Source organism: Hydrogenophaga sp. (genome assembly GCF_028698005.1).
Classification (GTDB): domain Bacteria; phylum Pseudomonadota; class Gammaproteobacteria; order Burkholderiales; family Burkholderiaceae_C; genus Hydrogenophaga.
Window position 1 is genome coordinate 1 of sequence record NZ_JAQVEJ010000085.1, and the last position, 11,920, is coordinate 11,920.

At 65.0% G+C, this 11,920-nt stretch carries 10 protein-coding genes and 3 tRNA genes; 5 read left to right on the forward strand and 8 right to left on the reverse strand.

Going from position 1 to position 11,920, the window contains the following annotated elements; all coding sequences use genetic code 11:
• The first annotated feature begins 97 nt into the window (after positions 1–97).
• The 5 genes from PHQ87_RS09710 to PHQ87_RS09730 all read left to right on the forward strand — a co-directional run bounded on the left by PHQ87_RS09710 (position 98) and on the right by PHQ87_RS09730 (position 2,994).
• Positions 98–1,405, forward strand: coding sequence for a DUF3696 domain-containing protein (locus PHQ87_RS09710; RefSeq protein ID WP_300233431.1), 1,308 nt, complete (start codon positions 98–100; stop codon positions 1,403–1,405).
• On the forward strand, positions 1,402–1,929 hold the full coding sequence (locus PHQ87_RS09715) for a hypothetical protein (protein WP_300233432.1): 528 nt from the start codon (positions 1,402–1,404) through the stop codon (positions 1,927–1,929). Before PHQ87_RS09710 ends, PHQ87_RS09715 begins: the two co-directional genes overlap by 4 nt.
• Before the next feature lie 22 nt (positions 1,930–1,951).
• On the forward strand, positions 1,952–2,653 hold the full coding sequence (locus PHQ87_RS09720; protein ID WP_300233433.1) for an RNA ligase family protein: 702 nt from the start codon (positions 1,952–1,954) through the stop codon (positions 2,651–2,653).
• Positions 2,654–2,767: 114 nt separating this feature from the next.
• Positions 2,768–2,843, forward strand: a tRNA-Gly gene (locus PHQ87_RS09725).
• Between the two features lie 77 nt (positions 2,844–2,920).
• A tRNA-Cys gene (locus PHQ87_RS09730) sits at positions 2,921–2,994 on the forward strand.
• A 68-nt stretch (positions 2,995–3,062) separates the two neighbouring features.
• On the opposite strand, the gene PHQ87_RS09735 is transcribed toward PHQ87_RS09730, so the two are convergent.
• From PHQ87_RS09735 to PHQ87_RS09770, 8 genes are all read right to left on the reverse strand, one after another.
• The gene (locus PHQ87_RS09735) at positions 3,063–4,310 is read right to left on the reverse strand and encodes a spore maturation protein (protein ID WP_300233435.1); all 1,248 of its coding nucleotides are present in this window, start codon (positions 4,308–4,310) and stop codon (positions 3,063–3,065) included.
• Positions 4,311–4,327: 17 nt separating this feature from the next.
• Positions 4,328–6,757: an endopeptidase La gene (lon, locus tag PHQ87_RS09740; RefSeq protein ID WP_300233436.1), complete on the reverse strand. Its 2,430-nt coding sequence runs from the start codon at positions 6,755–6,757 to the stop codon at positions 4,328–4,330.
• 112 nt (positions 6,758–6,869) lie between these two features.
• On the reverse strand, positions 6,870–8,135 hold the full coding sequence (clpX, locus tag PHQ87_RS09745) for an ATP-dependent Clp protease ATP-binding subunit ClpX (protein ID WP_300233438.1): 1,266 nt from the start codon (positions 8,133–8,135) through the stop codon (positions 6,870–6,872).
• A gap of 98 nt (positions 8,136–8,233) precedes the next feature.
• Entirely contained in the window at positions 8,234–8,851 is a 618-nt protein-coding gene (clpP, locus tag PHQ87_RS09750; RefSeq protein WP_300233440.1) for an ATP-dependent Clp endopeptidase proteolytic subunit ClpP, read from the reverse strand.
• Positions 8,852–9,032: 181 nt separating this feature from the next.
• Positions 9,033–10,343: a trigger factor gene (tig, locus tag PHQ87_RS09755; RefSeq protein ID WP_300233442.1), complete on the reverse strand. Its 1,311-nt coding sequence runs from the start codon at positions 10,341–10,343 to the stop codon at positions 9,033–9,035.
• 81 nt (positions 10,344–10,424) lie between these two features.
• Positions 10,425–10,511 (reverse strand) — tRNA-Leu (locus tag PHQ87_RS09760).
• 91 nt (positions 10,512–10,602) lie between these two features.
• The gene (locus tag PHQ87_RS09765; RefSeq protein WP_300233443.1) at positions 10,603–11,247 is read right to left on the reverse strand and encodes an aspartate/glutamate racemase family protein; all 645 of its coding nucleotides are present in this window, start codon (positions 11,245–11,247) and stop codon (positions 10,603–10,605) included.
• Positions 11,244–11,920: DUF3394 domain-containing protein (locus PHQ87_RS09770; protein WP_300233444.1), on the reverse strand; the 677-nt coding region annotated here is incomplete at its 5' end. The genes PHQ87_RS09770 and PHQ87_RS09765, both read right to left, overlap by 4 nt.

Here is an 11,920-nt window from a genome sequence, read left to right on the forward strand (position 1 = left end):
CAGATACTCCATCCGGTATAACATCATCCGAACCGATCCGAACCAGCCCTGTGGCGGTCCGGTCCACATGGGCGTGTGTTGCGGGACAATCGTATTCATGTTCACCGAACTGCACCTGACCCAATTCAAGGCATGGCAGCACACCGGCGCGCTGTCACTCAAGCCGGTCACCATGCTGCTGGGCGCCAACTCCTCGGGCAAATCGACACTGATCCAGAGCCTGTTGCTGCTCAAGCAGACGGTGCAGTCGCCCGACCGGGCCGTGCACCTGAACCTGGGCGGCGATGAAGTCAACGACCTGTTCAACTTCGGTGGTTTCGACGATGTCCTGCATCTGTCCGGCGGTACTGCCCCCCGCCAGTTCTCCATCGGCTTCGACTTTGTCCGCCCCGACTCCGACCGTGCCAGAGAAGGCAGCTTCCGGTGCACCTACGCCAAAACATCGTCCGGCAGCGTGGTGGTGCAGGCGCTGAGCCTGCGCACGCAGGCGCGGCATCTGCAGGTGCTGCGCCGCGAAAAGGGGGCCTATGCGGTGCGGGTGGGCGATGAAGCACAGCCACGCATCAAAGGCCGCCACTGCACGCCCGAGCGCTCCATTGCCCTGCCGGCCGAGGCCATTGCCGCCCTGGGCATCGATGGCCAGTGGGTCGAAGACCTGAGCCTGGCCATCCGCCGTGAACTGGAAGGCATCAGCTACCTGGGGCCGCTGCGGCGCAAGGCCGAGCGTGACTACGCCTGGAACAAGACCAAGCCCGGGGAGGTGGGTGTTGACGGTCGCGCGGCCGTCGACGCCTTGCTCGCCAGTGCCCTGCTCAAGGGCGAAGACCACAACCAGGTGGTCGATGGTGCCTCGAAGTGGCTGGCGCGGATGAAGGTGGCTGATCGGCTGGAAGTTCGCCAGCAAGGCCGCTCCAGCCGCTACGAGTTGGTCATCCACCGCGACGGCGTGGCCTGCAACCTGCATGACGTGGGTGTCGGCGTTTCCCAGGTGCTGCCGGTGCTCGTGCTGGCCTACTTTGCCCCCCGTGGCAGCACCATCGTGCTGGAGGAACCGGAGATTCACCTGCATCCGCTGGCGCAATCGGTGCTGGCGGAGCTGTTCGTCGAGGTCGGCCGCGAGCGCCAGGTGCAGTTCCTGGTCGAGACCCACTCCGAGCACCTGTTTCGCCGCATGCAGACCCTGGTGGCGCGCCAGACCGTGGCGACGCAGGATGTGGCGCTGTACTTTGTCGAGCGCCAGGGCCATGCGGCAACGCTGCGCGAACTGGGGCTGGACGACTTTGGCCGCCTCACCAACTGGCCGCAGGGCTTCTTTGGCGATGCCCTGAACGAAACGCGGGAACAGGCGCGTCTGATGTTCGAGCGCCAGCAAAAAGCCCTGCAGCAGGCCAGGCAAGGCGCATGAGGGCACGCTATGTGGTGGACACCAACGTGCTGATCGCGGCCAGCGCTGCCGATCCGCTGCACCCCAAGGACATCGATGCAACGCCCCCGGACCCGCAGCTGCGCCAGCAGGTGTGGGCATGGCTGCATGCGTTCGAGCAAAGCCCATCCCACATGGTGCTGGATCTGGCCAACAAGATCTACGACGAATACACCCACAAACTGGGGTTCAGCGACTATGGCATCCAGGTCGTGATGCACAAGTGGAGCACCGCCGCCGTCGATTTCGTCGACGTGGCCTACGACGCCAATGGCAGCGGCGTACTGCCTCCTCGCCTGGCGCGCGTCGTGCACGACGAGGCCGACAAGAAGATGGTGGCCGCCGCCCTGGCGGCTCAGCAACAATATGGAGAAGGCTGTATTGCCTTTGCGGGTGATACCGACTGGCACGACTGGGAGCAGGAACTGGCGGCACACCAGGTACTGCTCGAGCCCATCATTGAAGACTGGTCGCGCCGCAAGCATGCCGAAAAGAAGCGCCGCTGAACCGATGAACACGATGTCCGACATGACCGATTTTTTCCGCTTTCCCCAAACCCCTCATCTGGACTGGCTGGGCCAGGGCGCCCCGCGCGACGACAAGTTGCTCACCCCCGAAGAAGTGGCCGAGCTGCTGGCTGACGAGGTGGTCGTGGAGGAAAAGCTCGACGGTGCCAACCTGGGCATCTCGCTGGCGCCGGACGGCCAGTTGCGTGCACAGAACCGGGGCCAGTACCTGACCGAGCCTCACACCGGCCAGTTCTCGCGGCTGCCCACCTGGCTGGCCGTGCACGGCGACGCACTGCGGCAGGTGCTCACGCCCGAGCGGATTCTGTTTGGCGAATGGTGCGCCGCCCGTCATTCTCTGGACTACAGCGCCCTGCCCGACTGGTTTCTGCTGTTCGACGTGTACGACCGCAGCGCCGGGCGCTTCTGGAGCACGCAACGGCGCAATGCGCTGGCGGCATCGGCCGGCCTGATCACCGTACCCCGTGTGAGCCAGGGCAAGACCAGCGTCGCCGAACTCAAGCAGCTGGTGACCTCCTCCACCAGTCTCTTTCGCCAGGGCCCGCTGGAGGGCGTGGTGGTGCGACGCGAGTCCGACCAGTGGTGCGAAGCCAGGGCCAAACTCGTGCGGGCTGACTTCACCCAGGCCATCGAGACCCACTGGCGCAAGCGGGCGATCGAGTGGAACCGGGTCGATTTTTCGGGCCAGTCGGGTGCGCTCTGACGGACAGCAATCTGGACAAGCGATCAGGTGGCGAATTTTTTGCGGGGCTTGAAAAACACCATTTTTTTGCGCTATACTTTCAGCTTCTGACGAACGACGGGTTTTTCAGAAAATGCGGGAATAGCTCAGTTGGTAGAGCGCAACCTTGCCAAGGTTGAGGTCGCGAGTTCGAACCTCGTTTCCCGCTCCAGATGCACGAAAAAAGGGAAGCCCGGCTTCCCTTTTTTGTCGGATGAGATGAACCGGCCATGCCGGTGCATCACATGAGGCGCGTTAGCAAAGCGGTTATGCAACGGATTGCAAATCCGTCTAGGGCGGTTCGACTCCGCCACGCGCCTCCAGAATTTTCCCGGTCAACAGGTCAGCCCGCTCACATGCGGGCTTTTTCTTGCCTGCAGCACGCCAGCGGTCAGTGCAGGAATGCGTAGCCCACACCCACGGCCGCAACCAGCCCGACAGCGTCGGCCAGCAACGCGCACGGCAACGCATGGCGCGTGTGCTTGACGCCGACGCTGCCGAAATAGACCGCCAGCACGTAGAAGGTCGTTTCGGTCGAACCCTGGATGATGGCGGCCAGCTTGCCGGCGAAAGAGTCGACACCGTGCGCCTGCATCACATCCACCATCAGCCCGCGCGCACCGGAGCCGGACAGCACCTTCATCAGCCCCACGGGCAAGGCGGGCAGAAAGTCGGTCGGCAGGCCCAGGGCGGACACCGCCCAGGCAATGGCGCCCATCAGCAAGTCCATCAACCCCACCGAGCGGAAGGCGGCGATGGCCACCAGCATGGCAATCAGATAGGGGATGATGCCGACGGCCACGCCAAAGCCTTCCTTGGCGCCATCAACGAAGGCCTCGTACACGTTCACGCGCCGCAAGGCACCGGCCACCAGAAACAACAGCACCACCGAGAGAATGGCCCCACTGCCGATCAGCCCCATCCCGCGAGCGGCATCCGCTGCCGGCAGGCCTGCCAGCCACCAGCTCAACCCACCCGCGCCAGCGGCCAGCACGCCCAGAGGCACCAGCAAGCCTCTGCGCAGCAGCGAGATGCCCTGCACCAGCGCCACCGTCACCAGCGCGCACACCAGGGTGATGGCCGTGACCAGCAGGGTCGGCAGAAAGATGTCGGCAGCATTGAAGCCCGCGAGCCCCTGCTTGGCGGCCAGCGTCTGGCGAATGGCGATCACCGAGGTGGGGATCAGGGTCAGCCCGGCGGTGTTGAGCACCAGAAACATGACCTGCGCATTGGTGGCCACGTCGGAGCGGGGGTTGAGCGACTGCAACTCCTGCATGGCCTTCAGGCCCAGCGGCGTGGCCGCGTTGTCCAGACCGAGCAGGTTGGCGCTGAGGTTCATCGTCATCGCACCCTGTGCCGGGTGGCCGGCCGGCACGCCGGGAAACAGATGGCGCATGAGCGGGCTCACGCCACGCGCGAAGGCGTCGATCATGCCGGCACGCTCGCCGATCTTCATGAAGCCCAGCCACAGCGCCATCACCCCCGTCAGGCCCAGGGCGATGTCAAAGCCGGTACGGGCGGCATCGAACAGCGCCGTCATCAGGCGCGGAAACACGCCGAAGTCGCCCAGCAGGGTTTGCACCAGCGCCGCCGCAAAGGCGCTGACGAAAAAGCCTAGCCAGACGACATTCAGAACCAAGCCGGCTCAGCCAGTCGTCAGTGCTTGACCGCGTCGGGTGCCGGTGCGCTGGCCGCCTGCGCTGCCGCCACCTGCGCCGCCACCTCCTCCTCGGTCAGCGGCACGGGCTGGCGCTCCAGCGCGATCGACAACACCTTGTCGATCCACTTCACGGGCACGATCTCCAGCCCTTCCTTGACGTTGGCAGGGATCTCGGCCAGGTCCTTGACGTTCTCTTCCGGGATGATGACGGTCTTGATACCGCCGCGCAGCGCAGCCAGCAGCTTTTCCTTCAGGCCACCGATGGCGGTGACCTCGCCGCGCAGCGTGATCTCGCCGGTCATGGCGACATCGGCACGCACGGGAATGCCGGTCAGCGCCGACACCAGGGCCGTGGCCATGGCGGCCCCCGCACTCGGGCCATCCTTGGGTGTGGCGCCGTCGGGCACGTGGATGTGCACATCGCGCTTGTCGAACACCTCGTCCTTGATGCCCAGCATGCGGGCACGGCTGCGCACCACCGTGCGGGCCGCCTCCACGGATTCCTTCATCACGTCGCCCAGCGAACCGGTGCGGGTGGTGACACCCTTGCCGGGCATGGTGGCCACCTCGATGGTGAGCAGGTCGCCCCCCACCTCGGTCCAGGCCAGACCCACGACCTGACCGACCTGGTTTTGCTGCTCGGCACGACCGTAGCTGTACTTGCGCACGCCCAGATAGTCGCTGAGGTTGTCGGCGGAGACGACCACCTCGGGTTCGAGCTTCTTGAGCAGCAGACCCTTGACCACCTTGCGGCAGATCTTGGACAGCTCACGCTCAAGGGAGCGCACGCCGGCCTCGCGGGTGTAGTAGCGCACGATGTCGCGCACGGCGTCCTCGGTCACCTGCAACTCGCCATCCTTGATGCCGTTGTTCTTGATCTGCTTGGGCAGCAGGTAGCGCATGGCGATGCTGGTCTTCTCGTCCTCGGTGTAGCCCGAGAGACGGATGACCTCCATCCGGTCCAGCAGCGCCGGCGGGATGTTCATCGAGTTGCTGGTGGCCACGAACATCACATCCGACAGATCGAAGTCGACCTCGATGTAATGGTCCGCGAACGTGTGGTTCTGCTCGGGATCGAGCACCTCCAGCAGCGCGCTCGAGGGATCACCGCGGAAGTCGGTGCCCAGCTTGTCGATCTCGTCCAGCAGGAACAGCGGGTTGCGCGTGCCGGCCTTGTTCAGGCTTTGCAGCACCTTGCCCGGCATGGCACCGATGTAGGTACGGCGGTGGCCGCGGATCTCCGCTTCATCGCGCATACCGCCCAGCGCCATGCGCACATACTTGCGGCCGGTGGCCTTGGCAATCGACTGACCGAGCGAGGTCTTGCCCACGCCCGGTGGCCCGACCAGGCACAGGATGGGTGCTTTGACCTTGTCGACACGCTGCTGCACCGCGAGATACTCGAGGATCCGGTCCTTGACCTTTTCCAGCCCGAAATGGTCTTCGTTGAGCACCGCCTCGGCATAGGCCAGGTCGTGCTTGATCTTGGTCTTTTTGCTCCAGGGCAGACCCACCAGCGCATCGATGTAGTTGCGCACCACGGTCGCCTCGGCCGACATCGGTGACATCAGCTTGAGTTTCTTGAGCTCGCCCTCGGCCTTCTTGCGCGCCTCGGCCGGCATCTTGGCCAGCTTGATCTTCTTCTCGATTTCTTCGAGATCGGCGCCCTCCTCGCCTTCGCCCAGCTCTTTCTGGATCGCCTTGACCTGCTCGTTCAGGTAGAAGTCGCGCTGGTTCTTTTCCATCTGGCGCTTGACGCGACCACGGATGCGCTTGTCGACGTTGAGGATGTCGACCTCGCGCTCGAGCTGCTCGAACAGATTTTCCAGGCGCTTGGCCACCGGGTCGAGGTCGAGCACCACCTGCTTGGACTCCAGCTTGAGCGGCAGATGGGCAGCGATGGTGTCGGCCAGGCGACCCGGGTCATCGATGCTGGCGATGGACGTCAGGATCTCGGACGGAATCTTCTTGTTGAGTTTGACGTACTGGTCGAACTGCTGCATGACCGCGCGCCGCAGCGCTTCGATCTCGGTGCCTTTGGCGGACTCGCGCTCCTGGGCCACGTCCAGCGGCGTCACATGGGCAACGAAGTGGCTTTCTTCCTCGCGAACAGCCAGCACCTTGGCGCGCTGCAGACCCTCCACGAGCACCTTCACGGTACCGTCGGGGAGCTTGAGCATCTGCAGGATGGTGGCCACGCAGCCCATCTCGAACATGTCGTCCGTGGACGGCTCGTCCTTGGCCGCGGCTTTCTGGGCCACCAGCATGATCCGGCGCTCGGCCGCCATGGCCGACTCCAGCGCCTTGATGCTCTTGGGCCGCCCCACGAACAGGGGAATGACCATGTGAGGGAACACCACCACGTCGCGCAAGGGCAACAGCGGCAGATCCACCGGAATACTGGGCAATGGGGATTGACCGGACATCTTCAACCTCGACAAAAAACGCACATGGGGGCGATGCGGCACCGTTCAACCCGGCACCGGCTCATCGGAACCGCGCCAACCACCATGCCAAGAACACCGGGCGGATGCCCTGTCAGGCCTGCTTGGCCGCCTCGCGGTACACCAGCAGGGGGGGCTTGTTTTCCTCGATGGTGGACTCATCGACCACCACCTTCTCCACGTTGCCCATGTCTGGCAGGTCGAACATGGTGTCGATCAACGCGTTTTCCAGGATGGAGCGCAGGCCGCGCGCGCCCGTCTTGCGTGCCAGCGCCTTGCGTGCGATGGCCTTCAGGGCGGCCGGACGCACCTCCAGCTCCACCCCTTCCATCTCCAGCAGGCTGGTGTATTGCTTGACGACAGCATTCTTGGGGGCGGTCAGAATTTCGACCAGCGCGTCCTCACTCAGTTCCGTCAGGCTGGCGATGACCGGCAGGCGCCCCACCAGCTCGGGGATCAGACCGAACTTGATCAGATCTTCGGGCTCGATGTCCTTGAAGGCATCGCTCAGGCTGCGCTGCTGCTTGCTGCGCACCACGGCGCCGAAGCCCATGCCGGAGTCCTCGGTGCGGTTCTCGATGATCTTTTCGAGCCCGGCGAACGCGCCACCGCAGATGAACAGGATGTTGGACGTGTCGACCTGCAGGAAATCCTGGTTCGGGTGCTTGCGCCCGCCCTGCGGCGGCACGCTGGCCATCGTGCCCTCGACCAGCTTGAGCAAAGCTTGCTGCACACCCTCGCCCGAGACGTCGCGGGTGATCGACGGGTTGTCTGACTTGCGGGTGATCTTGTCGATCTCGTCGATGTAGACAATGCCCTGCTGCGCCTTCTCGACGTCGTAGTTGCAGCTTTGCAGCAGCTTGGCGATGATGTTCTCGACGTCCTCACCCACGTAGCCGGCCTCGGTCAGCGTGGTGGCGTCGGCCATCACGAAGGGCACATTGAGCATGCGCGCCATGGTCTGCGCCAGCAGCGTCTTGCCCGAGCCGGTCGGGCCGACGAGCAGGATGTTGCTCTTGGACAGCTCGACCTCGTCCTTGCGCGCCGCGCGCTTGTGGCGCAGGCGCTTGTAATGGTTGTAGACCGCCACGGCCAGCGCACGCTTGGCGGCCTCCTGCCCGATGACATAGTTGTCCAGGTTGCTCTTGAGCTGGGCCGGCGTGGGCAATTCGTCGCCGCCGCCCTTGACGGCGTCCAGGCCGGGCAGCTCATCACGGATGATGTCGTTGCACAGCTCGATGCACTCGTCGCAAATGAACACGGAGGGACCCGCGATCAGTTTCTTGACCTCGTGCTGGCTCTTGCCGCAAAAGGAGCAGTAGAGCGCTTTCTCACCGGAGACGGCTTTTTTGTCGGCCATGGATTCTGGGTATGTGCGTGAAGCGGATGGGAACCGGGATCAATGATAGAGCAATGGCGCGCCGCTGCGGCCCTGGGACAAATCGGGGGCAACCCCCTTCAGGCAGCGGTGGCGCGCTTGTCGATGACCTTGTCGATCAGGCCGTACTCGGCCGATTCGGCCGCGGACAGGTAGTAGTCGCGCTCGGTGTCGCGCTCGATCTTTTCCAGTGGCTGGCCAGTGCGCTCGGCCAGGATCTTGTTGAGCTGCTCGCGGGTCTTGAGGATCTCGCGCGCGTGGATCTCGATCTCGGTGGCCTGGCCCTGGGCGCCGCCGAGCGGCTGGTGGATCATGATCTTGGAGTTGGGCAAGGCAAAGCGCTTGCCCTTGGCACCGGCGGCCAGCAGGAAGGCGCCCATGGAAGCCGCCATGCCCATGCACAGCGTGGACACGTCGGGCTTGATGAAGTTCATGGTGTCGAAAATCGACATGCCCGCGCTGACGGAACCGCCCGGCGAGTTGATGTAGAACGAGATGTCCTTGTCCGGATTCTCGCTCTCCAGGAACAGCAGCTGGGCCACCACCAGGTTGGCCGACTGGTCGGTCACCGGCCCGACCAGGAACACCACGCGCTCCTTGAGCAGGCGCGAGTAGATGTCGTAGGCCCGCTCGCCGCGGCCCGACTGCTCAATCACCATGGGCACCATGCCCAGACCCTGAATGTCCATTGCGCTCATCCGTAATCTCCACAAATCTTGACGGCAATGCCGCTACTGTAACCAACCTGGGCAATGACCCGTTCCCAGACATTGGAAGACCCGCCTTCCCAGATGGCGGCATTACCGCCGACCACAAGTGCCGGCGCAAAAAAAGAGGGCGGGGTACCCCCGCCCTGCTTCGCGACCGTCCGGACAGCGATCAGGCCTGGCCCATCAGTTCGTCAAAGGCGACCTGCTTGTCGGTGACCTTGGCCTTGGCCAGCACATGGTCGGTGACGTTGTTCTCGATCACCACGGCCTCGATCTCGGCCATGCGGCGGTTGTCGCTGTGGTACCAGCGCACCACGTCCTCGGGCTTCTCGTAGGAGGCGGCCAGCTCCTGGATGTGCGCCTCGATCTGCTCGGGCTTGGCAGCCAGGTCGTTGGCGCGCACCAGTTCGGCCACCACCAGACCCAGACGCACGCGACGCTCGGCCTGCTCGCGGAACAGGTCGGCGGGGATCGGGGCCTTGTCGGCGTCCTTGATGCCACGCTGCTTGAGATCGGCGCGGGCGCCTTCGATCAGGCGATCGATCTCGGCCTGGACCACCGACTTGGGCAGGTCCAGCTCGGCCTTGGAGAGCAGCGCGTCCATGGCGGCCTGCTTGTTGCGGGCCAGCACGCGGAACTTGACCTCGCGCTCGAGGTTTTTCTTGATGTCGGCACGCAGGGCCTCGACGGTGCCGCCGTCCACGCCCAGCGCCTTGGCGAAGGCCTCGTCGACCTCGGGCAGGTGGGCCGCCTCGATCTTGTGCAGGGTCACCAGGAAGTCGGCGGTCTTGCCGGCCACGTCCTTGCCATGGTAGTCCTCGGGGAAGTTCAGCGGGAAGGTCTTGGATTCACCGGCCTTCATGCCGCGCACGGCGTCCTCGAACTCCTTGAGCATCTGGCCTTCGCCGACCAGGAACTGGAAGCCCTCGGCCTTGCCGCCTTCGAAGGGCTCGCCGTCGATCTTGCCAGCGAAGTCGATGGTGACGCGGTCACCGTCCTGGGCGGCGTCTTCCTTGCCGCGCTGGGCGAAGGTGCGGCGCTGCTTGCGCAGGATGTCCAGCGTGCGGTCGATGGCGGCCTCGCTCACCTCGGAAGAGACCTTCTCGACCTCGGCGGAGGCCAGGTCACCGATCTTGACCTCGGGGTAGACCTCGAACACCGCATCAAAGGCGATCTCGCCCTCGGGAGCGCCTTCCTTCTCCGTGATCTGGGGCTGGCCGGCCACACGCAGCTGGGCCTCGCTGGTGGCCTTGGCAAAGGCCTCGCCCACCTTGTCGTTCATGACCTCATAGTGGACCGAGTAGCCATAGCGCTGGGCCACGACGTTGAGCGGCACCTTGCCGGGACGGAAGCCGTCCATCTTGACCTGGCGAGCCAGGCGCTTGAGGCGGCTCTCCACCTCGTTCTTGATCACGTCGGCGGGCAGCGTCAACGTGATCTTGCGCTCCAGTTTTTCCAGGGTTTCCACGGTCACGGTCATGATGGTCATCTCCAAAGGGGGAAAATCGGTCGGCCGGCCTGGGGCCAACCGCAAAGAATGTCTGTCTGTTCATCGGTGCTGTGGTGCGCGGGGGGGGACTCGAACCCCCACACCATTGCTGGCGTCAGGACCTAAACCTGGTGCGTCTACCAATTTCGCCACCCGCGCGCCGCGCCGCGCCCCGCTTTCGCCGGACCGGCGTCCCACGGCTCACACCGTTTGACGGCAACCCTCTATTGTAGCGGCTGACAACCCTGCCTCAGCCCGCCAGCCGACGCCTGAGCAGGCCGACGGCACTGCCCGGGGTGGTGAACACCGGCAGGCCGGTGGCGGAGGCCACGGCACCGGCTGCCCGCGCCATGCTGAACTGGGCCAGCGCGATGACATGGCAGCCCTGCGCCTGCAGCCGTCGGGCCATGGCCACGACCCTGGCGTCATGATCGGCGCCGTCACCCCGGTCAAGGGCCTGCATGGCACCATCGGCCAGGGCCATGTGCAACTGCACACCGGGCGGAAACTCGGGCGGCATCGATTCCAGTGTGGGTCCGAAGGACGCGATCAGGCCCACCGGACCACCCACCCGGGCGACGTCGGCGATCATGGCCTCGTTGGGTTTGAGCACCGGCATGTGCGGGCGCCGGGCCGCCACCGCTTCGATGCACGGGCCGAAAGCCGAACAGGTGAACAGGATGCCTTGGGCGCCGGTGGATTCGGCGTAGGCGGCCAGGGCCTCGAAGCGCCGGTGCATGGCGGCGTCGAGCCCCCTGCCCTCGCGGGCCAGGTCGGCCGAAAGACTGTCGTCGAGCAGGTTCATGCAGGTGGCCTCGGGCCAGGACCGCGCCATCTCGGCATTGATCGGCTCGACCGAATGCGCCAGCGCATGGATCAGGGCGATGCGGGTCACGCGGACGCTCCTGGCCGGCGCATGCGCCATCCCTGGACCAACCACACCATGCCCAGCAGCAGCAGCGCCGGCAGATAGACCCAGTAGGCGGAAGGACGGTCTGTCGGCACCATCACGGCGGCAATGTCCCAGCCGGGCTCGAAGCCGCTCTTGCGCGCCTGGCTGCCGAAGCGCACATTGGCGATCTGCACCATGTCCCCCAGGGCCATGATGGTCACGCCGGCTGCCTGCAACCGCTCACGCCCCTGCCCGGGTGCACCGAGTTGCACCGCCACCGTCTTGCGCACCTCGTCGCCCTCGATGTTGGTGCCGTGAATTTGCAGTACCAGGCGATCGTTCTCGCCCAGCGACTCGGCGACCTGGTAGATGTCGGCCGCCGGCGCGGGCGCATAGGGTGGCGCGATGCGGTCCATGGCCCAGTCCGGGCGGAACAGGAAGAAGGTCACGGCCAGCAGGGCCAGCACCTCCCACCACTGGCATCTGGTGCGGAACCAGGCCATGGTGGCGGCGGCAAAGGTCAGCGAGGCGATGGTGGCCGTGGCGGCCACCAGCAGAACCTCCCACCACCCGTGCACGTCGATCATGAGCAGCGCCGGATTGAAGATGAAGACGAAGGGCAGCACCACCGTGCGCAGCGCATAGAGGGACCCCTGCACCCCGGTCTTGATCGGGT